Consider the following 21490-nt stretch of genomic DNA (forward strand, 5'->3'; position numbering starts at 1 on the left):
TGCCACCGGCGAGACCTGGTGACACGACGCAAGGGGGGGGCACATCGCAGGCGATGTGCCCCTTCCTCATTCCCTTGTCGGGCAGTGTTCCGGTCTGCCGGCCCCGGCGAAGGTGGGGCGCTTCAGGAGCTGGACTGCAGGCGTTCGAGTTCGGGGCTGAGCGTCACCGGGTAGTCGCTCTCGCCCTCCGCGAGCCGCCTGACGTCCTCGGGGAAGCGCTCGAGGGCGTCGGCGACCCGCTCGCGGGCCTCATCGGCCCGGGCCATCTCCTCCTCGTCCAGTCGCCCCGCCCGGACCAGCTGGCGCAGCAGCGGCTCGCCGGCGTCGATGGTCTCGTCACGCAGGGCGATGACGTCGCCGACGAAGCGGCCCCGGTCGTCCTGGCGGCGATAGAGCTGCTTGCGGCAGGGCAGGTTGATCTTGCCCGGCGAGTGCTTGACCCGCGGGGTGCCGGCGTACTCCACGAGCTTGTAGGAGAGGTCGATCACCGGCGCATCCGCCGAGACGCCCATCTGGGTGCCGACGCCGAAGGCATCGATGGGCGCACCGTCCTCGAGCAGCGCCGCGATCTGGTGCTCGTCGAGGCCGCTGCTGGCGACGATGGTGATCTCCTGGTGTCCGGCCTCGTCGAGCAGCGCGCGTGCGCCCTTCGCCAGTTCGCCCAGGTCGCCGGAGTCGAGCCGGATGGCCTTGACGCCGACCTCGGGCTCCTCGCGCATGATCTCGATCACCTTGCGCACCCCTTCCAGGGTGTCATGAGTGTCCACCAGCAGGGTGGTGCCGGGATAGTGGCGGGCGAAGGCACGGAAGGCTTCCTGCTCGTCGTCGTGGGCCAGGATATAGCTGTGGGCCATGGTGCCATTGATCGCCAGGTCGTGGCGCAGGCCGCCGAGCACGTTGCTGGTCCCGGCCAGCCCCGCGCTGCGGTACGCCCGGACTCCCCGCACCGCGGCGTCCACGCCGTGCATGCGGCGCATCCCGAAATCCACCACCGGGCGGCCGCGGGCGGCCATCACGATGCGCACCGCCTTGGAGGCGAGCACCGTTTCCAGCTGCACCAGGTTCATCACCAGGCTCTCGAGCAGCTGCGCCTGGGCGATGGGCGCGTCCACTTCCAGCAGCGGCTCGTTGGCAAACACCGGAGTGCCCTCGGGAAGGGTCCAGATGTCGCCCTCGAAGCGCCAGTCGCCCAGCCAGTCGAGGAAGCCCGGGTCGAACAGGCCGGTGCCGGCCAGGCGCTCGAGGGCCGTGTCGCCGAAGCGCAGCCGGCTGAGCAGGGCCGCGGCATGCTGCTGCCCGCAGGCCAGCATGAAGCGGCGGGCGGGGGGCATCTTGCGGAAGAAGAGGCTGAAGGTGGCCCGCTCCTGCATCGATTCCTTCCAGTAGGCCTGGGTCATGGTCAGCTGGTAGAGGTCGGTGAGCAGGGCCAGCTCGCCATCCTCGACCTGCAGGGGAATCGGCTCGCTCATGGGCGCACCTCGATACCGGCTTCCTCGAAGTCACGGTGGCACGCCTCGATGGCATCCGGGTCGACCGCGGCGGATAGCGCCTCCAGCAGCAGGGTGGTAAAGCCCTCCCGACTGGCGGCCAGTACCGTGGCATGCACACAGACATCCAGCGCCAGGCCGCAGACGATCACCCGCTCGATGCCCTTCTCCTGCAGGTAGCCGCCGAGTCCGGTGCCATCGAAGGCGGAGTAGGCATCGGCATCGAAGGCGGTGGCCTTGCTGACGAGGATGGCGTCTTCAGGCAGTGCCAGGTCGGGGTGGAAGGCGGCGCCGGGGGTGTCCTGCACGCAGTGCACCGGCCAGGGACCGCCGCGATGCGAGAAGCTCACGTGGTCGACGGGGTGCCAGTCCCGTGAGGCGACCACCAGGGCACCGGCCGCCCGGGCCGCCTCGATCTCGGCGTTGATGCCCGGCACCAGGGCCGCGCCGCCCGCGACGGCCAGGGCGCCGCCCTCGCAGAAGTCGTTCTGCATGTCCACGACGAGCAGCGCGTCGTGGGAGCCGTAGTCAACTTTCATGGTCATCACGCACCTCCCGGGAGGTCGTTGGGTGTCTTCTTCCAGCGTAAGGCCTTCCCGGTACCAGTTGTAGGGGGAGGGCTCAATAACCGGCCGCGGGGTCGACGGTGTCGAGGGGCTCGCCGGCCTCGAAGGCGCGCAGGGCCTCGGCCACCTGGTCCAGGGCCGCCCTGAGGGGGGTGGGACCGGCCATGTGGGGAGTGACCCAGACCCGCGGATGCGACCAGAGCGGGCTTTCGCCGGGCAGCGGCTCCGTGGGGAAGGCGTCGAGCAGCGCCCCGCGCAGCCGACCCTCCGTCTCCCCCTCGCCCTCGCTATCTGGACCGAGCGCGTCGAGCAGGGCGGCCTCGTCGATCAGCGTCCCGCGCCCCGGATTGATCAGGGTGGCGCCCTCGGGGAGCCTCGCCAGGGCGGCCGCGTCGATGACATGGCGGGTCGCGGGAGTGTCCGGCAGCAGCAGTACCAGGCTCCTGACCCGGCCAAGCAACGCATCGAGCCCCGCCTCGCCATGGTGGCAGGTGATGCCGTCGAGCGACTTGGGCGAGCGGCTCCAGCCATGCACCGGGAAGCCGTCGGCGGCGACCATGGCGGCGACCTTCGCCCCGATGGCGCCGAGTCCCAGCACGCCCACCGGCCAGTCGGCCTTGTCGACTACCGCCCGCTCGTGCCACTCGTGGCGCGCCTGCTGGCGGCGGTAGCGGTCGAAGTCACGCTGGAAGTGCAGGATGCCGTAGCGCACATAGTCGCCGATCAGCTCGGCCATGCCGGCATCGCGCAGCTTGACGATGGGTACGCCCTCGGGAAGCCCCGGGTTGCCCAGCAGGGCGTCGACCCCGGCGCCGAGGTTGACGATGCCCTTGAGCCGTTCGGGCTCGCCGAGCAGCTCGGCGGAGGGCTTCCACGCCGCCAGGTAGTCCGCCTCGCGGCGCTTCTCGGCCGGGGCGCTGCTGGTGAATACCTCGGCATCCGGCAGACGCTCGGCCAGGGCGTCCCGCCACTGCTCGGCGTCATCGATATGGACCAGGACCTTCATGCTTCCTCCATCGGCGATCTTTCCTTCCATCATGGGAGCGTGGCGGGCCGTGAACAAGCGTGACAGGGCATTCGTGACAGAGCATCAGGAAATGCTTGACCGCCCACCATGGGTTGGCAGTAACCTCCACCCGAGGGAACCGAGCGGCTGTCCGGAATGCCCGCCGCACCCCCTGATGCGGCCCGGCCCCGTGTCAGTGATCCGGCCCCCGGCCCGGCCTTCTCGCGGCAGAGAGGGCCGATTTTCTTGATGATGCGATGGCGAGTGGCTTCATGATCCAGGTTTCCCTGCCCTTCACTCGTGAGGAGTACGCGACCCGCCTGTGGAAGGTGCGTGCCGAGATGGCCAGCCGTGGTATCGACGTGCTGATCGTCAGTGACCCCTCGAACATGGCCTGGCTGACCGGCTACGATGGCTGGTCCTTCTACGTGCACCAGTGCGTGCTCGTGGGCCTGGAAGGCGAGCCGGTGTGGTACGGCCGACGGATGGACGCCAATGGCGCCCTGCGGACCTGCTGGATCGACCCGGACAACATCACCTACTACCCGGATTACTACGTGCAGAATCCGGACATGCATCCCATGGACTATCTCGCCCAGACCATCCTGCCCGACCGCGGCTGGCACGAGGGCGTGGTGGGCATGGAGATGGACAACTACTACTTCTCGGCCAAGGCCTACCAGTGCCTGCTGCGCGAGCTGCCCCACGCGCGCTTCATGGACGCCAACTCACTGGTCAACTGGTGCCGTGCGGTCAAGTCGCCCCAGGAGATCGAGTACATGCGCGTGGCGGCGAAGATCGTCGAGGGCATGCATACGCGGATCCTCGAGGTGATCGAGCCGGGCCTGCCCAAGAGCAAGCTGGTCTCGGAGATCTATCGCGTCGGCATCGAGGGCTGGCGGGACGCGCAGGGCAAGATCTACGGCGGCGACTATCCCGCCATCGTGCCCATGCTGCCTACCGGCAGTGACGCCGCCGCCCCGCACCTGACCTGGGACGACACGCCGTTCCGCGAGGGCGAGGGCACCTTCTTCGAGATCGCCGGGGTCTTCAAGCGCTACCATGCGCCGATGTCGCGGACGGTCTTCCTCGGCAGACCGCCCCAGGAGTTCGTGCGAGCCGAATCGGCTCTGCTCGAGGGCATCGAGAATGGCCTGGCAGTGGCCAAGCCCGGCAACCGCACCGCGGACATCGCCATGGCGCTGGGTGCGGCCATGGACAAGTACGGCTTCGACCGCGGCGGCGCGCGCTGCGGCTATCCCATCGGCATCAGCTATCCCCCGGACTGGGGCGAGCGCACCATGAGCCTGCGCCCCTCCGATGAGACCATCCTGCAGCCCGGCATGACCTTCCACTTCATGCCGGGCCTGTGGGAGGACGACTGGGGCCTGGAGATCACCGAGAGCATCCTGATCACCGAGACCGGCTGCGAGACCCTGGCCGACTTCCCGCGCCAACTCTTCGTGCGCTGAGAGAAAGCGGCAACGGCCACAGCGAGGGGCGCCGGGGATAGGCCGGAAGGGAGGTCCTATGCCATGGATGGCATCGGTAGCGCCCAGGGATGGGTTCACAGCGCCTCCGGATGGCCGGCCCCGCCTGAAGGCCTATCGCCGGAACAGCCCCGAGCGTTTGTCGGCAAACACAGAACAAGGAGTTCCCTGACATGACCAAGCGTCCCAGCCCTATCAGCGCCACCGTCGACTTCGACGCCGACGGCGTCCAGCACGGCTTCCTCAAGCTGCCGATCTCCGTGGACGAGTCGGCCTGGGGGGCGGTGATGATCCCCGTCACCGTGGTCAAGAACGGTGAGGGCCCCACGGCGCTGCTGACCGGCGGCAACCACGGCGACGAGTACGAGGGCATCACCTCGCTGCTCAAGCTCGCGAGCGAACTGCGTGCCGAGGAGGTCACCGGCCGGGTGATCATCGTGCCCTGCATGAACCAGCCGGCGGTGATGGCCGGCAAGCGCACCTCCGGGCTTGACGGTGGCAACCTCAACCGCAGCTTTCCCGGCGACCCCGACGGCAGCGTGACCGAGAAGATCGCCGACTACTTCACCCGGGTGATGGTGCCGATGTGCGACGTGGTCCTCGACCTGCACTCCGGCGGGCGCACTCTGGACATCATCCCCTTCGGCGCCTCCCACGTGCTGGAGGATGCCGAGCAGCAGCGCCAGGCGCTGGAGGGCGCCAAGGCCTTCGGTGCCCCCTACGCCATGATGATGTTCGAGCTCGACGCGGCGGCGCTGTTCGACACCGCGGTGGAGAGCCAGGGCAAGGTCTTCGTGGCCACCGAGCTCGGCGGGGGCGGCACCTCCACCCCCGAGACCATGGCGATCACCGAGCGCGGTGTGCGCAACTTCCTGATCCACTATGGCCTGGTGGCCGGCGAGGTGGAGATGCCCGACGCCCCCCAGGTCTACCTCGACATGCCCGATGCCAGCTGCTACGTGCAGAGCGAACACAGTGGCGTGCTGGAGCTCTGCGTCGCCCTGGGCGAGCGAGTCGAGAAGGGCGAGGTGGTGGCCCGGGTCTACGACATGACGCGCAGCGGCACTGCGCCGGTGGCGTATCGGGCCGGGCGCAGCGGCGTGCTGGCGGCACGGCGCCATCCGGCGCTGGTCAACATGGGCGACACCATCGCGGTGATCGCCGACGTCGTCGACTCGCTGGGCTGAGGATGCCGGGACACCGATGAAACTCGACCGCTATGACCTGAAGATCCTCGAGATCCTCTCCCGGGACGGCCGCATCACCAAGTCGAAGCTGGCCGAGGCGATCAACCTCTCGGTCAGCCCCTGCTGGGAGCGGGTTCGCCGCCTCGAGAAGGCCGGCATCATCGAGGGCTATAGCGCCCGCATCAATGCCGCGGCGCTGGTCAAGCGCACGCCGGTATGGGTGCAGGTCGAGCTCAAGGCCCACAACGCCGAGAGCTTCGCCCGCTTCGAGGCCCTGGTCCACGCCACCCCCGAGGTCACCGAGTGCGTGGCCGTGGGTGGTGGCGTCGACTACCTGATCAAGTTCGAGACCGACTCCATCGACGCCTACCAGCGACTGATGGATGCCTGGCTGACCGGGGAGGCCGGCATCGAGCGCTACTTCACCTATATCGTCACCAAGACCGTCAAGCGCCCCGCGCCGGGCTTCTCGCCCGACGACCTGGCCTGATCCCCTTTCCGATTTGCCCTGCTTTTCGATTCAGCGAAATTTCAGCGTTGATGTCACCGCGGCCCTTGTGGCATAAGCTGGTGACAGGTGGGTGGGCCGAGGCTCACCCGGCCGGGCGATCCCGCCGGCATGCTCCCGATGGTGCCGGTCAGTGTTCGACAGCGCCCTGGAAGTTTCCGAGATCGCCTGACGCAGAGAGATTCCAATGTCCTATTTCACGATCGCCGGCGTGCAGATGCATGCCCACCACCATGGTGACAACACCGAGGCCATGCGCCACCGGATCGACGTGCTGATGAGCCGTTTCCCCCAGGTGCAGATGGTCCTGTTCAGCGAGCTGATGCCCATGGGGGCATCGACGCACCACGCCCAGCCGATGCCCAGCAGCGCCGAGGCCCTGTTCTGCCAGATCGCCGAACAGCATCGCATCTGGCTGATCCCCGGCTCGATGTTCGAGCAGGCCGAGGACGGCATCTACAACACCCTTTCGGTCATCAACCCCCACGGGCAGGTGGTTAACCGTTTCCGCAAGCTGTTCCCTTTCCGTCCCTACGAGATAGGGGTCGAGAGTGGCAGCGAGTTCGTGGTCTTTGACGTGCCCAATGTCGGTCGCTTCGGAGTGTCGATCTGCTACGACATGTGGTTCCCCGAGACTACCCGCACCCTGGCCGCCATGGGCGCCGAGGTGATCCTGCACCCGACCATGACCGATACCATCGACCGTGATATCGAACTGTCGATGGCGCGCACCAACGCCGCGGTCAACCAGTGCTACTTCTTCGACATCAACGGTGCCGGGGCCCTGGGCAACGGTCGCTCCATCGTGGTGGGACCCTCCGGCGACGTCATCCACCAGGCGGGTATCGGTGAGGAGATCATGCCGATCGAGATCGACATGACGAGGGTGCGCCGTGAACGCGAGGCGGGACTGCGTGGTCTGGGCCAGCCGTTGAAGAGCTTCCGCGACCGCAAGGTGGATTTTTCGCTGTACCGGAGCGAGACCGGCTCGACCCCTTTCCTCGATACCCTTGGCCCGCTGCAGAAGCCGGTACGTGCCGATATCGAGGAGTACTGACCCCTCGCCCGCGGGCGGTACAGTGAACAGTGAAGAGGAGACCCCATGCTGGAGGCACTGATTCGTTTGCTGCGCCGCCTGTTCCACAATTCCCCGGCGGCCCCTGCCGCGCACCAGGCGCCCGGCGCCTCCCCCGTCACCGATGGAGCGACCACGATGAGCAAAATAACAACCATTGCCGATGTCCGCCGCCACTTCCTCAACAACAAGGAGCCCATTTATTTCATCTCGGCCACCAATTTCAACTTGCTGGGAATCGGTGACTGGGTGGGCAACTTCCGCCATATCAACTACATCGACTGCTTCGAGGGGCAGCAGCGCAACGTCTTCGTTCCCAAGGAGAAGTTCCCCCGCGACTTCGAGAGCATCGAGGACATCAACAACTATCTCCTCGAGCACAAGGAGGTGATCGATTTCATCCAGTCGCGCGCAGATGGCGAGAATGCCGGCGTGGCCGCCTTCCTGATGTTCGACGAGCATACCGAGGAGGTCTGCAAGCAGCTCGGGCTGCGGGTGGCGTTCCCGCCGGCGACACTGCGTCAACGCATGGACAACAAGATCGAGACGGTGCGTATCGGCAACAAGGCTGGGGTGCCCAGCGTGCCCAACGTGCTGGCCAGGGTCGGCAGCTACCAGGAACTCTGCGAGGTGAGCAAGGACCTGGGCAATGACCTGGTGGTGCAGACCGCCTTCGGCGACTCCGGCCACACCACCTTCTTCATCGCCAGCGAGGACGACTACTACAAGCACGCCGAAGAGATCGAGGCCGAGTCCGAGGTCAAGATCATGAAGCGTATCAACTGTCGCGGCTCGGCCATCGAGGCCTGCGCCACTCGCTGTGGCACCGTGGTGGGACCGCTGATGACCGAGCTCGTCGGCTTCAAGTCGCTGACCCCCTACAAGGGGGGCTGGTGCGGCAACGAGATGTTCGCCGGCGCCTTCACCCAGGAGATCCGCGACAAGGCCCGGGAGTACACCTTCAAGTTCGGCGAGGCGCTGCGCGAGGAGGGCTACCGCGGCTACTTCGAGCTCGACTTCCTGATCGACATGGACAACGGCGAGGTCTATCTGGGCGAGCTCAATCCGCGGGTCACGGGGGCCAGCTCGCTGACCAACGTGGCGGCCTTCGCCCACTCCGACATCCCGCTGTTCCTCTTCCACCTGCTGGAGTTCTCGGACGTCGACTTCGACCTCGACATCAACGAGATCAACGAGCGCTGGTCGCACCCCGACAGCGTCGACAGCTGGAGCCAGCTGGTGATCAAGCATACCGACGAGAGCGTCGACCTGCTGACGCAGGCGCCGCGCACCGGGGTGTGGAAGATGGCCGGCGACGGCAGCGTCAGCTACGACCACTACAGCTACCATCCCCATGCCGCCGAGAACGACAGCGAGGGCTTCTTCCTGCGCATCAGCGGTGCGGGCGACTTCCGCTACGAGGGGGCGGACCTGGGCATCCTGATCACCCGCGGGCGGCTGATGGATGACGACTTCCAGCTCAACGAGCGCGCCAAGGCGTGGATCGACGGCATCCGTGGCCAGTACGCCGGCCAGTCGCTGCAGGATCCAGTGGTGGAGGAGGTGGCCGTCAGCCATGCCGTCGGCGGCGGCAACTTCAAGATCCTGTGAGCTCCGGGACCGTTTCCCTTTCGCCCCGGGAGGTGCCTGCGGCCGACATGGACAAGATGCTCGATTTCCGCACCGTGCACGAGGCCAAGGCCGGCGCGCGGTGGCAGGCGCTCTTCGAGTACCACTGGCCGGCCTACGAGCAGTGGTACCTCAGCGAGGGGGAGCGCGAGCGGCCGGGGTATCTCGCCTGCTACAACGCCCTGCGCCGGCACATGCCGGAGCTGCTCGACACCTATCGGGCGCTCTGCGACCTGGCCGGCGGCGGTGACCTGGCTGCGCGCTTCCTGAGCCTTTACCAGCCGCCACCCTACATCACCGGTTGTTCCCAGGCGGTGCTCGCCAACCCCGCCTCCACGGTGCTGGCGCGCAACTACGACTACCCGCCGGAGCTGTGCGAGGGCACGATCCTCTACACGCACTGGAACGAGCGGCGGGTGATCGCCATGTCCGACTGCCTGTGGGGCGTGCTCGACGGCATGAATGACCGCGGGCTCGCCGTGTCGCTGGCCTTCGGCGGGCGCAAGGCGGTGGGCGTGGGCTTCGGTGCGCCGATCATCCTGCGCTACCTGCTGGAGTTCTGCGACAGTGTGCCCGAGGCGGCCGAGGTGCTGGCGCGGGTGCCCACCCACATGGCCTACAACATCACCGTGGCCGATGCCGCCGGCCGCTACGTGACGGCGATGATCGGCCCGGATCGCCGCGCCAGCATCCGCCGCGTGCCGGTGGCCACCAACCACCAGAAGAAGATCGAGTGGTACGCCCATGCCCTGGCCTCGGAGACCCTGATCCGCGAGCGGCAGCTGTCGATCCTGGTGGACGACGAGGCCACCACCGAGGAGCGGCTGATCGCGGCCTTCTCGGCCCCGCCACTGTTCCGCCACGACTACCGGCGTGGCCTGGGGACCGTCTATACCGCGGTCTACCGCCCCCGCACGGGCCGGGCCGAGTTCCACTGGCCCGGGATGACCCTGGACCTGAGTTTCGACGACTTTCCCGAGGAGCGGATCACCGTGCGCTACGGCACCCGCGGGCTGCACAGCGGCTGACCGAACGATCGATCCCCCGACAACAAGAGCAAGGATGGGTGTTGCCATGCCTGAGACGAGTGCTACCGAGACGCCCTATACCGCCCTGGGCTTCTACCACAAGATCTCCCAGCTGCGCGCCGACACCTGGAACGCGCTGAAGCGCGATCTCGGGCGACTGGTACGCCTGGACGACGAGGGCCGGGCCAAGAACCTGGTCAAGGCGATCGACGTCAAGCTGACGCGGCTCGAGATCATCGAGGACTACCACGCCTTCCCCTCCAAGGAGGACTTCCGCCACCTCTGGTCACTGTTCGACCGCGAGGAGTACGGGCTGCTGGAGAAGGTGGTCAAGCGCCTGGTGCGCGCGCTGATCAGCGAGTCCTACCGGCGGCGCCACGTCGACCTCAGCGAGACCGATGCCGATGCCGAGGACCTCGAGACCCTCGATGCCCTGGCGCAGCTGCGCCGCGGGCACCCGGCCTCGAACAGCTCGGCCCAGCCCTACTTCGAGCTGCTGATCGTCGACAACCTCTCGGCCCCGGAGGAGGAGGTGGTCCGCGAGGCCTTCCACAACATGCGTCGCCCCGAGGACCGCTTCGTCTACGATGTGGTCACGGTGAGAAGCTTCGAGGATGCGCTGATCGCAGTGCTGGTGAATCCCAATATCCAGGCCTGCCTGATCCGCTACGAGTTCCCCTACAAGTCGAAGTACAACCTCAGCGCCCTGCGCAGCTACCTCGAGGGGATCTCCGAGCAGTCCCTGGAGCAGCAGTCCGAGGCCGAGCGCAGCATCCTGCTGAGCACCATGATCCACGAGCTGCGTCCCGAGATCGACCAGTTCCTGGTTACCAGCGGCGACGTGGAGGCCACGGCCAGCCGCGACATCCGTCACTTCAATCGCATCTTCTACCGCGAGACGGACTACATCGAGCAGCACCACACCATCCTGCGCGCCATCGACAACCGCTATCGCACGCCCTTCTTCGATGCCCTGCGCGAGTACAGCAAGAAGCCCACCGGGGTCTTCCACGCCATGCCCATCTCGCGGGGCAAGTCGATCACCCGCTCCCACTGGGCCGGGCAGATGATCGACTTCTACGGTATCAACATCTTCCTCGCCGAGACCTCGGCCACCTCCGGCGGGCTGGATTCGCTGCTCCAGCCCTACGGGCCGATCAAGAAGGCCCAGGAGTATGCCGCCCGCGCCTTCGGTGCGCGGCAGAGCTTCTTCGTCACCAACGGCACCTCCACCGCCAACAAGATCGTGGTGCAGGCGCTGATCAAGCCGCGCGACATCGTGCTGATCGACCGCGACTGCCACAAGTCGCACCACTACGGCATGGTGCTGGCCGGCGCCCACGTCAGCTACCTGGACTCCTACCCGCTCGACGACTACTCCATGTACGGGGCGGTGCCGCTCAAGGAGATCAAGAAGACGCTGCTGGAGTACAAGCGCGCGGGCCAGCTGCACAAGGTCAAGATGCTGCTGCTGACCAACTGCACCTTCGACGGCGTGGTCTACAACGTGCGCCGGGTGATGGAGGAGTGCCTGGCGATCAAGCCCGACCTGGTGTTCCTGTGGGACGAGGCGTGGTTCGCCTTCGCCGGCTTCAACCCTACCTACCGGCCGCGCACCGCCATGCATGCCGCCCGCACCCTGCGTGACCGCTACCGCAGCGAGGCCTACCGCGCGGAGTACGACGCCTGGAAGGCGGAGTTCGACACTCTCGACCCCGACGACGACGCCACCTGGCTCGACCGGCCCCTGCTGCCCGACCCCGACGCGGTGCGCATCCGGGCCTATGCCACCCACTCCACCCACAAGACCCTGACCTCCTTGCGCCAGGGGTCGATGATCCACGTCTGGGACCAGGACTACCGACAGAAGGTCGAGGCGCCGTTCCACGAGGCCTACATGACCCATACCTCGACCTCGCCCAACTACCAGATCATTGCCTCGCTGGACGTGGGGCGCATGCAGGCCGAGATGGAGGGCTTCGAGCTGGTGCACGCCCAGGTGGAGGCGGCGCTGTCGCTGCGCGAGCAGCTTTATACCCATCCGCTGCTGCAGAAGTACTTCCGGGTGCTGGTCAATAAGGACATGGTGCCGCTGGAGTACCGGCAGTCGGGGGTCGAGACCTTCTACGACCCGGTCACCGGCTGGAACAAGATGGAGGAGGCCTGGGCCAATGACGAGTTCGTCGTCGACCCCAGCCGCATCACCATCGCCATCGGCGCCACGGGCATCGACGGCGATACCTTCAAGAACGAATACCTGATGAACAAGTACGGCATCCAGATCAACAAGACCTCGCGCAACACCGTGCTGTTCATGACCAACATCGGCACCACTCGGGGCTCCATCGCCTATTTGCTCGACGTGCTGATCAAGCTGGCCAAGGAGTTCGAGTATCGCTGGGAGGAGAGCAGCCGGCCGGAGCGCAAGATCATCGAGAACCGCGTCCACTCTCTGACCAAGGAGCTGCCGCCGCTGCCGGACTTCAGCCGCTTCCACGCGGCCTTCCGGCCCGACCCCGACGGCAACACCCCGGAGGGGGATATCCGCCAGGCCTACTTCCTCAGCTACGACGAAGAGAACACCGAGTACCTGCGCTTTGACAACGGCGAACTCCAGGCCCAGATGCGCACCGGCCGCGACGTGGTCTCGGCGAGCTTCGTGATCCCCTACCCGCCGGGCTTCCCGGTGCTGGTCCCCGGGCAGGTGGTCAGCGAGGAGATCCTCTACTTCCTGCAGGCCCTGGACGTCACCGAGATCCACGGCTACCGCCCGGAGCTCGGCCTGCTGGTCTTCACCGAGGAGGCACTGCGCAACCCGCCGGCGGGCTGACGGCGCCCGGCGCCCGAGCGTCGCCGCGCCACAGAAAAAACCGCACGTTTCCGGCACAGGACAAAAAATCCTGTGCCGTCCGCCGCCGGTAACGAAAAGTCCCGTCCCGCCAAAGCCCCTATCCTGTACCCATCGAGCCGCCCTGCCGAAGAGGCGGCTCGCCCGTTTTTTCCACACCGGCCCGATAATCTCGATGCGGCCGGTGCGTCAGGGGAGGTACAGCATGACTCTGTCCAGCAAGCTCAGCGATCCGCGCCTGTTCCGCCAGTACGCCTACGTCGATGGCAAGTGGACCCATGGCGAGGGCGGCCGCGAGGAGGCCGTGTTCGACCCGGCCACCGGCGAGGCGCTGGGGCACATTCCCTGGCTGGAGGCCCACCAGATCACCGCGGCGGTGGATGCCGCCGAGACCGCCTTCGTGCACTGGCGCGCGCTGCGCGCCGACGAGCGCTGCGAGCGGCTGCTGGCCTGGTACGACCTGCTGCAGGCCCATCGCGAGGACCTCGCCACCCTCATGACCCTGGAGCAGGGCAAGCCGCTGCCTGACGCCCGCGGCGAGGTGGAGTACGGCGCCAGCTTCGTGCGCTGGTTCGCCGAGGAGGGCAAGCGCACCTTCGGCGAGACCATTCCCAGCCATATTCCCAACGCGGCACTGGGTACCATCAAGGAGCCGGTGGGCATCGCCGCGCTGATCACCCCGTGGAACTTCCCGCTGGCGATGATCACCCGCAAGGCTGCCGCCGCCATGGCCGCCGGCTGCACGGTGATCGTCAAGCCCGCTGGCGAGACGCCGTTCTCGGCGCTGGCGCTGGCGGAGCTTGCCGAGCGCGCCGGCATCCCGGCCGGGGTGTTCAACGTGGTGCTGGGCGAGCCTGCCGAAGTGTCGAAGATCCTGTGCGCCGAGGACCGGGTCAAGGCGCTCTCCTTCACCGGCTCCACTCGGGTCGGCCGGCTGCTGCTCGAGCAGTGTGCCAACACGGTGAAGCGTGTATCCCTCGAACTGGGAGGCAATGCCCCCTTTATCGTCGGGCCGGACATGGACCCCCGGGAGGCGGCCTTCGCCGCAGTGGCGGCCAAGTTCCAGACCGCCGGCCAGGACTGCCTCGCTGCGGACCGCATCCTGGTCCACGAATCGATTCATGACGAGTTCGTGGAGCACTTCGCCGAGCGCATGGCGGCGCTGACCGTGGGCAACGGGCTGGAGAGCGAGATCGACCTGGGGCCGCTGATCCATCGCCAGGCGGTGGAGAAGGCTGCGGCCATCGTCGACGATGCCATCTCCAAGGGTGCCACCCTGGTGGCCGGTGACCAGAGCCAGGCGCCGGGCGAGAACTTCTTCATGCCGGTGCTGCTCACGGACGTGACCCACGACATGAAGATCTGGCACGAGGAGAGCTTCGCCCCGGTGGCCGGCATCACCGCCTACGCCGACGATGACCAGGTCATCGAGATGGCCAATGACACCGAATATGGCCTGGCGGCCTATATCTATACCCACGACATCCGCCGCATCTGGAAGATCATGCGGGCGCTGGAGTTCGGCATGGTCTCGGTGAACTCGGTGAAGATGACCGGGCCGCCGGTGCCCTTCGGCGGCGTCAAGCACTCCGGCCTCGGCCGCGAGGGCGGGGTGACCGGCATCGACGAGTATCTCGAGACGAAGTACTACTGCCTGGGTGCCCTCGGCTCGGTCTCCGGCAGCTGATGGCCCGACCCCATTGATGAACCTTCTCCCCGGCGGGATGCCGGGGAGCACGAGAGAAGAGAGAACACGAGATGAACCAGCAGCACCAGGACCTGATCGACCGCGACCGCAAGGTGACCTTCCACGCCTCCACCCACCTGCGCGACTTCGCCCACGGTGATGCGCCGGGGCGCGTGATCACCGGCGGCAAGGGGATCCATGTCGTCGACAAGGATGGCCGCGAGTTCATCGACGGCTTCGCCGGCCTCTACTGCGTCAACATCGGCTACGGCCGCACCGAGGTGGCCGAGGCCATCTACGAGCAGGCCCTGAAGATGTCCTACTACCACACCTATGTGGGGCACTCCAACGAGCCGCAGATTGCGCTCTCCGAGAAGATCCTCGAGCTCGCCGGTCCCGGCATGTCCAAGGTCTACTACGGCATGTCCGGCAGTGATGCCAACGAGACCCAGCTCAAGATCGTGCGCTACTACAACAACGTGCGCGGCCTGCCGCAGAAGAAGAAGGTCATCTCGCGGATGCGTGGCTACCACGGCTCCGGCATCGCCTCCGGCTCGCTGACCGGGCTGAAGGCGTTCCACGACCACTTCGACCTGCCCATCGATACCATCCGCCACACCGAGGCGCCGTTCTACTACCAGCGCGCCGCGGAGCTGGAGGGAATGAGCGAGCGCGAGTTCTCGAAGCACTGCGCCGCGAAGCTCGAGGAGATGATCCTCGCCGAGGGGCCGGAGACCGTGGCCGCCTTCATCGGCGAGCCGGTGCTCGGCACCGGCGGCATCGTGCCGCCGCCGGAGGGCTACTGGGCCGAGATCCAGGCGGTGCTCGCCAAGTACGACGTGCTGCTGATCGCCGACGAGGTGGTCTGCGGCTTCGGGCGCATCGGCGCCGACTTCGGCAGCCACTTCTATGGCATCAAGCCCGACCTGATCACCGTGGCCAAGGGCCTGACCAGCGCCTATCAGCCGCTCTCCGGCGTGATCGTCGGCGACCGCGTGTGGCAGGTGCTGGAGCAGGGCACCGGCGAGTATGGCCCGATCGGCCACGGCTGGACTTACTCCGGTCATGCCCTGGGCTGTGCCGCGGGCCTGGCTAACCTGGCGATCATCGAGCGCGAGCGGCTGACCGAGAATGCCGCCGAGACCGGCGCCTACCTGCAGCAGCGGATGCAGGCCGCCTTCGGCGACCACCCCATCATCGGTAACGTGCGTGGCGTGGGCATGCTGGTGGCCCTGGAGTTCGCCGCCGACCCGAGCCGTCGCGCGGCCTTCGACCCGGCACTGAAGGTCGGCCCGCGCATCGCCGCCGCGGCCATGCAGGAGAACCTGATCGCCCGCGCCATGCCCCAGGGGGATATCCTGGGCTTCGCGCCACCGCTGACCACCAGCCGCGAGGAGGTCGACGAGATCGTCGCTCGGGCCCGCCGCGCCGTGGACGCGGTGCTCGACGAGCTGGTCCGCGAGGGAGCCGTCAGGGCGGAGGCGGACACGGTGGCCTGACGCCCCGGGCCGACCCTGGCCCTTCGGGAGGCCGTAATCCCTGAACATCGCCGCGGGCCATCCCGCGGCGACGCCGTTGGCGTGGAGGAGAGGATGCACGATCACGGTGTCTCCCTGGAGGCGCTCTACCAGGCACGCCGGCGCATCGCCGACGAGGTGGTGCGCACGCCACTGGTGCGCTCGGCGGCCCTCTCGGCGCGCTTCGATGCCGACATCCTGCTCAAGCTCGAGACCTGCCAGCCCACCGGCGCCTTCAAGCTGCGTGGCGCGGTCAACATGCTCGCTGCCTTGATCGAGGGCCGTGGCCGCGAGGCACTGGCGGCCGGGGTGGTGACGGCCTCCACCGGCAACCACGGCCGGGCGGTGGCGCATGCCGCCGCCCGGCTGGGCGTGCCGGCGGTGATCTGCCTGTCGCGGCTGGTGCCGGCCAACAAGGTGGCCGCCATCGAGGCGCTGGGCGCCGAGGCGAGGCGCGTCGGCGCCAGCCAGGACGAGGCATTCTCCGAGGTCGAGCGACTGGTGAACGAGCGCGGCATGACCCTGATCCCGCCCTTCGACGACCCGCGGGTCGTGGCCGGGCAGGGCACCATCGGCCTCGAACTCATGGAGGACTGCCCGAGCCTGGACCGGGTCATCGTCGGGCTCTCCGGCGGCGGCCTGCTCGGTGGCATCGGCGCGGCCGTGAAGGCGATTCGCCCCGCCTGCCGGGTCACCGGGGTGAGCCTGTCCCGAGGTGCGGCCATGTGGGAGAGCCTGAAGGCCGGCCATCCGGTGGCGGTGGAGGAGGTCGAGAGCCTGGGCGACTCCCTGGGCGGCGGCATCGGGCGCGACAACCGGTGCACCCTCCGACTGGTACGCGAGGTGATGGACGACCATCTTCAGGTCTCCGAGCGCGCCATCGCCGCGGCCATGGTCGAACTCCTCGAGGCGGAGAAGCGCCTGGTGGAGGGCGCCGCCGCCGTGGGGCTGGCGGCCATCGCGGAGCATGGCCTGGACGTGCGCGGCCAGCGCGTGGCGCTGATCCTCTCCGGCAACGCGGTCTCGCTCTCGACCCTTGATCGGGCGCGGGCCCTGGCGGGACGATAACGGGCAAGTAAAAAGTAGGAAGGGACAGAACACCCTGCGCCACTTGCCACTTGCCACTTGCCACTTGCCACTTGCCACTCGCTCCTGGAGGTTCCCCATGCAGATCTACCATCGCGATGCCATCGAAGGGGCCGTCGGCATCGACCAGGCGGCACTCTCCGCCGTGGAGGCGGGTTTCGCCGCCCTGGGGCGCGGCGAGGTGGTGCAGCCGCCGATCCTCTCCATGGCCATCGAGGAGGCCAATGGCGAGGTGGACGTCAAGACCGCCCATGTCCGCGGTGCTGAGCGCTTCGCCATCAAGGTCAGCCCCGGCTTCTTCGACAACCCGGCACTGGGGTTGCCGAGCCTCAACGGCCTGATGCTGGTGCTCTCGGCCAGGACCGGGCTGGTGGAGGCCGTGCTCTTCGACGAAGGGTATCTCACCCAGGTGCGCACGGCACTGGCCGGCGCCATCGCCGCCAGGCACCTGTCGCGGGAGACCAGCCGCCGGGTGACGGTACTCGGCGCCGGCGAACAGGCCGAGCGCCAGGTGCAGGCGCTGCGCCTGGTGCGCGACCTCGATACCCTGGACGTCTGGGCACGACGTCGCGAAGGGGCGGAGGCCTATGCCGAGCGGATGCGCGCGACGGGGCTTGCCGTCAACGTGCATGACAGCGTAAACCCTGCCTGCCAAGAGGCGGACATCATCGTCACCGCCACCCCGTCGCGCACGCCGCTGCTGCATGCCCGGGACCTGCCCGCGGGCGTGCATGTCACCGCCATGGGTTCGGATAGTCCGGAGAAGCGCGAGCTGGATGCCTCGGTGCTGATCCGCGCCGATGCCTTCGTCTGCGATACCCGGGCCCAGAGCGAGGGCAACGGCGAGCTCAAGGCCCTCGAGGGCGGGGAAGTGCCCTTCAAGGTTCACGAGCTGGGCCGGGTGATCGCCGAGGGGCAGCGCCTGCGCCTGACTGACGACACGCTGACGGTGTGCGACCTTACCGGCACCGGTGTCCAGGATACCGCCATCGCCAACTTCGCCCTGTCGAGGCTCCTCTCCGGCTGAGCCTTTCGGCCGCAGGTCGACTTGTCGCGGCGGGGCGCCTGGCGCACGCTGGCAACTTTCACCGATGGAAGGAGCAAGGGGATGGCAAAGGTACTCGCCTTCGATGTCTACGGAACCCTGATCGACACCCATGGCGTGGTCGCCGAGCTCGAGCAGCGCCTCGCCGGGCAGGACCGTTCGGACCTGGCCCCGGAGTTCTCGCGGCGCTGGCGGGACAAGCAGCTGGAGTACAGCTTCCGCCGTGGCCTGATGGGCGCCTATGCGGACTTCTCCCGCTGTACCCGCGAGGCGCTAGAGTTCACCGACCGCGCCCTGCAGACGCGCTTCTCGGAGACCGACAAGGACCACCTGATGGGTGTCTACGCCCGGCTGCCGGCCTTTCCCGAGGCCTCGGCCGCTCTGGAGCGTCTCGCCGGGGCGGGGGTCCGTTCCGTGGCCTTCTCCAACGGCAGCCGCGAGGCGGTCGAGGGGCTGCTGACCCAGGCCGGGATCCGCGAGCGCTTCGAGACGGTGGTCAGCGTCGACGAGGTCAAGCGCTTCAAGCCCGACCCGGCGGTCTATGCCCATCTGCGCTACCGGTTGGAGAGCGAGCCCGGCGACACCTGGCTGATCTCCAGCAACCCCTTCGACGTCATCGGTGCCCGCCATGCCGGCCTGCATGCCGCCTGGGTGCGCCGTATTCCCGACGCGCCCTTCGACCCCTGGGGGATCGAACCGGACATCACGGTCGCCGACCTCGATGCCCTGGCCGAGCGACTCGGTTAGTGCCACCGTCAGGATAGCAAGCGCCCCGCGGCCGGTGACCGGCCGCGGGGCGGTTTGTGGTGGACCTTCGGGCGGCGAGGCTACTCGGCCAGCTCGCCGACGCTGACGGTGCCCCGGTCGGCCAGCTGGACGGGACGGTCGTCATCCCGGGTCCAGGCGGCCATGGAGCCGTCGTACATGGTGGTGTTCTTCAGCCCGCCGATCTCGCTGAGCTGGAACCAGCCGCTGGCGGCCCAGTGGCCGGTGTTGCAGAAGGCCACGGTGGGCGCCTCCTGGTCGAGTCCGAGCTCGTCGATGCGGGCCTTCAGCGAATCCGGCTGCAGGAAGTAGGCCCCATCGCGCGCCTCGAGGCTGCCATCATGGGGCAGGTTCACCGAGCCGGGAATGGTGCCCGGTACGCGAGCGGCGGGTGACTGGGTCTCGCCTCTGTAGAAGGCCGGCGGACGGGCATCCACCAGCGTCGTCTCGTCGGCCTCACGTGCCGCTTCCACCTCATCGGTGGTGGCCAGCAGTTGCTCCTGCAGCGTGGCCGAGAAATCGACCGCATCGGGGTCGCTCGCCGTGCCGCTGGCGGTCTCGAAGCCCTGCTGCTCCCAGCCGGCGAAGCCGCCGTTGAGGATCGTCACCTCGTCGTGCCCCAGGGCCTTGAAGGTCCAGTAGACGCGGGCGGCGCTGCCGAAGTCGGTGGGCCCGGTGCCGCTTGAGACCACGACCACGGTGTCATCGTTGTCGATGCCCAGGCCGCCGATGAGTGCCTCGAGGTCATCCACCGCGGGCATCAGGCCGGCGACCCCGTCGCGGTCCTCGCGCCAGCCGGCATCGGTGTAGCTGCTGTAGCGGCTGCCGGGGATGCGCGCCGCCTCGAAGCTCTCCCGGTCGCCGCCGTCATCGATGGCGGAGCGCACGTCCAGCACGACCAGGTCGTCGCTGCCAAGCTGGCTGTCGAGCCAGGCGGCGTCGACCAGCGGAGCGGGGTGCAGGGCATGTGCCGGGCCGGCCAGGGCCAGGGTGCCGGCGGCCAGTAGCAGGGTACGTTGCATGGGGCGTCCTCCATCATCAGGGATGACACGATGCTAGGCGTGCCCTCCCGGCAGGGCAATCTGGCGGCAAGAATGCTTTCTGACCAAATTATTCCATTAGAGAATAAAAAACGGCGCCGTTATCTCCGGCGCCGATGAGAGGGGGAATACGCTCAGCCCTTCCAGGCATGGCCGGCGAAGGCCTCGTCGAGTTCCGGGTGGTTGACGTGGTTGGAATAGTTGGAGAGCGTCTTGACCGCCAGGGCCAGCACGATCTGCAGCACCTGCTGCTCCTCGAAGCCGGCATCCAGGAATGCCTTGACGTCCGCTTCGCCGGGCATGCCTCGGGTCTCGAACATCACCTTGGTGAACTCGGCGAGGGCCGCCAGGCGCTCGTCGGGAATCGGCTGGTCGTTGCGGATTGCCTCCAGCACCTCGGCCGGCACCTGGGACATCTTCTCGCCCAGCATGCTGTGGGCGGACATGCAGTAGCCGCAGCCGTTGAGGCGGCTGATGGTCAGGAAGACCACCTCCTGCTCGGGCGGCGCGAAGCCGGAGTCCTCGCGGAACAGCTCGTAGCCGTGCAGGTAGGTGTCCAGTACGCCCGGTGCCTTGGCCATGCCCTCGTACATGTTGGGCACGAAGCCCAGCTTGGCGTTGGCCTGCTCGAGGAGCGGCTTCGCCTTGGCATCGGGGTTGTCGAGGGTCTGGGGAGGGAGTTGCATCTGATAATCGGCGGACATGGAGTCTGCCTCCTTTGTGGTCGTGGGTAATGCCGTTGCGCCATTTATGGATCGATTGTTCCAAAAATGGCGAGAAAAAGTTGTCATCAACGTCGCAGGCCGTCCAGAAGCAGCTCTACCGCCTGCCCAGCCTGCTTGGCGTCCGCCCCGCTCTTCAACAGGGTCCTTAGCCCGGCCATGCCCATCGTCAGGTAGCTGGCCAGGGCGGCGGGATCCCGTTCCGGGGCGATGTCGTCCTCCGCCTGGGCCCGCGTCACTGCCTGCTCGAACAGTGCCGTGATGGTGGTGATGCTCTGGCGGGCATGCTGCGAGGGCAGGCCATCCCGCTGGCCGAGTTCGCTGGCGGAGTTGAAGATCAGGCAGCCCAGGGCAGCGCGGTCGCTGCCCGCTTCCTGTGCCGTCTCGCGAAACAGCTTCTCGAGAAAGGCCATGGCCGAGGGGGCGGCCCCCAGTCGACGCTCCAGACGGCCCACCAGGGATTCCCGATAGCGCCTCAGGGCCTCGAGGAAGAGCTGCTCCTTGTTGCCGAAGGCCTGGTAGAGGCTGCTGCGCGAGAGGCGCATGGCCTCGAGCAGGTCCCGGGTCGAGGCGCTCTCGTAGCCTCGCGCCCAGAAGACCTGCATGGCGGCGTTGGCCGCCTCGTCCGGGCTGTATGCGATGGGGCGTCCTCGTGTCATGTCGGTCAATTTAGTACCGATCGTTCCATAATTCAAGGCGCGACAGATCGGGTTCCGCTTGCTATCGCTGTAAGGAGCGTGTCGCGGCGTCGACAGAGCAACCAGATACCATGATCGACATCATGACGATCACCATGGCCGACAG

Annotated in this window: 18 protein-coding genes; 12 read left to right on the top strand and 6 right to left on the bottom strand. The window is 67.4% G+C overall.

Annotated elements, in window-relative coordinates; translation table 11 throughout:
- Nucleotides 1-122 precede the first annotated feature (122 nt).
- From P8934_RS03630 to P8934_RS03640, 3 genes are all read right to left on the bottom strand, one after another.
- Complete coding sequence (locus tag P8934_RS03630) at nucleotides 123-1469, bottom strand: nicotinate phosphoribosyltransferase (RefSeq protein ID WP_278032981.1); 1347 nt, start codon at nucleotides 1467-1469, stop codon at nucleotides 123-125.
- Nucleotides 1466-2032, bottom strand: coding sequence for an isochorismatase family protein (locus tag P8934_RS03635; RefSeq protein ID WP_278032982.1), 567 nt, complete (start codon nucleotides 2030-2032; stop codon nucleotides 1466-1468). Before P8934_RS03635 ends, P8934_RS03630 begins: the two co-directional genes overlap by 4 nt.
- Nucleotides 2033-2108: 76 nt before the next feature.
- Nucleotides 2109-3059 (bottom strand): glyoxylate/hydroxypyruvate reductase A, encoded by a 951-nt coding sequence (locus tag P8934_RS03640; RefSeq protein ID WP_278032983.1) that lies wholly within the window; start codon nucleotides 3057-3059, stop codon nucleotides 2109-2111.
- Nucleotides 3060-3331: 272 nt separating this feature from the next.
- Between P8934_RS03640 and doeA the strand changes: the two genes are divergently transcribed.
- The 12 genes from doeA to P8934_RS03700 all read left to right on the top strand — a co-directional run bounded on the left by doeA (nucleotide 3332) and on the right by P8934_RS03700 (nucleotide 18906).
- The gene (gene doeA / locus P8934_RS03645; RefSeq protein WP_278032984.1) at nucleotides 3332-4531 is read left to right on the top strand and encodes an ectoine hydrolase DoeA; all 1200 of its coding nucleotides are present in this window, start codon (nucleotides 3332-3334) and stop codon (nucleotides 4529-4531) included.
- A 191-nt stretch (nucleotides 4532-4722) separates the two neighbouring features.
- Complete coding sequence (gene doeB, locus P8934_RS03650; RefSeq protein WP_278032985.1) at nucleotides 4723-5736, top strand: N(2)-acetyl-L-2,4-diaminobutanoate deacetylase DoeB; 1014 nt, start codon at nucleotides 4723-4725, stop codon at nucleotides 5734-5736.
- Between the two features lie 16 nt (nucleotides 5737-5752).
- Nucleotides 5753-6226 carry an Lrp/AsnC family transcriptional regulator gene (locus P8934_RS03655; RefSeq protein WP_278032986.1) on the top strand — a complete coding sequence of 158 codons (474 nt, stop codon included), beginning with the start codon at nucleotides 5753-5755 and terminating at the stop codon, nucleotides 6224-6226.
- A gap of 205 nt (nucleotides 6227-6431) precedes the next feature.
- Nucleotides 6432-7301 (top strand): carbon-nitrogen hydrolase family protein, encoded by an 870-nt coding sequence (locus P8934_RS03660; protein ID WP_278032987.1) that lies wholly within the window; start codon nucleotides 6432-6434, stop codon nucleotides 7299-7301.
- 45 nt (nucleotides 7302-7346) lie between these two features.
- Nucleotides 7347-8930, top strand: a complete 1584-nt coding sequence (locus tag P8934_RS03665) for a biotin carboxylase (protein ID WP_278032988.1) — start codon at nucleotides 7347-7349, stop codon at nucleotides 8928-8930.
- 47 nt (nucleotides 8931-8977) lie between these two features.
- Nucleotides 8978-9976, top strand: a complete 999-nt coding sequence (locus tag P8934_RS03670; protein WP_258176215.1) for a C45 family peptidase — start codon at nucleotides 8978-8980, stop codon at nucleotides 9974-9976.
- Nucleotides 9977-10022: 46 nt separating this feature from the next.
- A complete protein-coding gene (locus tag P8934_RS03675) occupies nucleotides 10023-12806 on the top strand; it encodes a beta-eliminating lyase-related protein (protein ID WP_278032989.1) in 2784 nt (927 codons plus the stop codon).
- A 223-nt stretch (nucleotides 12807-13029) separates the two neighbouring features.
- Nucleotides 13030-14511 (top strand): NAD-dependent succinate-semialdehyde dehydrogenase, encoded by a 1482-nt coding sequence (locus tag P8934_RS03680; RefSeq protein ID WP_278032990.1) that lies wholly within the window; start codon nucleotides 13030-13032, stop codon nucleotides 14509-14511.
- Between the two features lie 71 nt (nucleotides 14512-14582).
- Nucleotides 14583-16010, top strand: a complete 1428-nt coding sequence (locus P8934_RS03685) for an aminotransferase (RefSeq protein ID WP_278032991.1) — start codon at nucleotides 14583-14585, stop codon at nucleotides 16008-16010.
- A gap of 93 nt (nucleotides 16011-16103) precedes the next feature.
- Nucleotides 16104-17096: a hydroxyectoine utilization dehydratase EutB gene (gene eutB / locus P8934_RS03690; protein WP_278032992.1), complete on the top strand. Its 993-nt coding sequence runs from the start codon at nucleotides 16104-16106 to the stop codon at nucleotides 17094-17096.
- Nucleotides 17097-17193: 97 nt separating this feature from the next.
- Nucleotides 17194-18141, top strand: a complete 948-nt coding sequence (locus P8934_RS03695; protein ID WP_278032993.1) for a cyclodeaminase — start codon at nucleotides 17194-17196, stop codon at nucleotides 18139-18141.
- An 81-nt stretch (nucleotides 18142-18222) separates the two neighbouring features.
- A complete protein-coding gene (locus P8934_RS03700; RefSeq protein ID WP_278032994.1) occupies nucleotides 18223-18906 on the top strand; it encodes a haloacid dehalogenase type II in 684 nt (227 codons plus the stop codon).
- A gap of 80 nt (nucleotides 18907-18986) precedes the next feature.
- On the opposite strand, the gene P8934_RS03705 is transcribed toward P8934_RS03700, so the two are convergent.
- The 3 genes from P8934_RS03705 to P8934_RS03715 all read right to left on the bottom strand — a co-directional run bounded on the left by P8934_RS03705 (nucleotide 18987) and on the right by P8934_RS03715 (nucleotide 21345).
- Entirely contained in the window at nucleotides 18987-19946 is a 960-nt protein-coding gene (locus P8934_RS03705; protein ID WP_278032995.1) for a sulfurtransferase, read from the bottom strand.
- A gap of 152 nt (nucleotides 19947-20098) precedes the next feature.
- Nucleotides 20099-20668, bottom strand: a complete 570-nt coding sequence (locus P8934_RS03710) for a carboxymuconolactone decarboxylase family protein (RefSeq protein WP_278032996.1) — start codon at nucleotides 20666-20668, stop codon at nucleotides 20099-20101.
- Between the two features lie 86 nt (nucleotides 20669-20754).
- Nucleotides 20755-21345 (bottom strand): TetR/AcrR family transcriptional regulator, encoded by a 591-nt coding sequence (locus tag P8934_RS03715; protein WP_278032997.1) that lies wholly within the window; start codon nucleotides 21343-21345, stop codon nucleotides 20755-20757.
- Nucleotides 21346-21490: the final 145 nt, after the last annotated feature.

It is taken from the genome of Halomonas sp. CKK8, assembly GCF_029625235.1.
Taxonomy (GTDB): Bacteria; Pseudomonadota; Gammaproteobacteria; order Pseudomonadales; family Halomonadaceae; genus Halomonas; species Halomonas ventosae.

Coding starts and splice junctions, on each gene's coding strand:
- doeA (WP_278032984.1), top strand. CDS start 3,332: ATGATCCAGGTTTCCCTGCCCTTCACTCGTGAGGAGTACGCGACCCGC.
- P8934_RS03700 (WP_278032994.1), top strand. CDS start 18,223: ATGGCAAAGGTACTCGCCTTCGATGTCTACGGAACCCTGATCGACACC.
- P8934_RS03670 (WP_258176215.1), top strand. CDS start 8,978: ATGGACAAGATGCTCGATTTCCGCACCGTGCACGAGGCCAAGGCCGGC.
- P8934_RS03630 (WP_278032981.1), bottom strand. CDS start 1,469: ATGAGCGAGCCGATTCCCCTGCAGGTCGAGGATGGCGAGCTGGCCCTG.
- P8934_RS03655 (WP_278032986.1), top strand. CDS start 5,753: ATGAAACTCGACCGCTATGACCTGAAGATCCTCGAGATCCTCTCCCGG.
- P8934_RS03695 (WP_278032993.1), top strand. CDS start 17,194: ATGCAGATCTACCATCGCGATGCCATCGAAGGGGCCGTCGGCATCGAC.
- P8934_RS03665 (WP_278032988.1), top strand. CDS start 7,347: ATGCTGGAGGCACTGATTCGTTTGCTGCGCCGCCTGTTCCACAATTCC.
- P8934_RS03705 (WP_278032995.1), bottom strand. CDS start 19,946: ATGCAACGTACCCTGCTACTGGCCGCCGGCACCCTGGCCCTGGCCGGC.
- P8934_RS03710 (WP_278032996.1), bottom strand. CDS start 20,668: ATGTCCGCCGATTATCAGATGCAACTCCCTCCCCAGACCCTCGACAAC.
- eutB (WP_278032992.1), top strand. CDS start 16,104: ATGCACGATCACGGTGTCTCCCTGGAGGCGCTCTACCAGGCACGCCGG.
- P8934_RS03715 (WP_278032997.1), bottom strand. CDS start 21,345: ATGACACGAGGACGCCCCATCGCATACAGCCCGGACGAGGCGGCCAAC.
- P8934_RS03675 (WP_278032989.1), top strand. CDS start 10,023: ATGCCTGAGACGAGTGCTACCGAGACGCCCTATACCGCCCTGGGCTTC.
- doeB (WP_278032985.1), top strand. CDS start 4,723: ATGACCAAGCGTCCCAGCCCTATCAGCGCCACCGTCGACTTCGACGCC.
- P8934_RS03680 (WP_278032990.1), top strand. CDS start 13,030: ATGACTCTGTCCAGCAAGCTCAGCGATCCGCGCCTGTTCCGCCAGTAC.
- P8934_RS03685 (WP_278032991.1), top strand. CDS start 14,583: ATGAACCAGCAGCACCAGGACCTGATCGACCGCGACCGCAAGGTGACC.
- P8934_RS03660 (WP_278032987.1), top strand. CDS start 6,432: ATGTCCTATTTCACGATCGCCGGCGTGCAGATGCATGCCCACCACCAT.
- P8934_RS03640 (WP_278032983.1), bottom strand. CDS start 3,059: ATGAAGGTCCTGGTCCATATCGATGACGCCGAGCAGTGGCGGGACGCC.
- P8934_RS03635 (WP_278032982.1), bottom strand. CDS start 2,032: ATGACCATGAAAGTTGACTACGGCTCCCACGACGCGCTGCTCGTCGTG.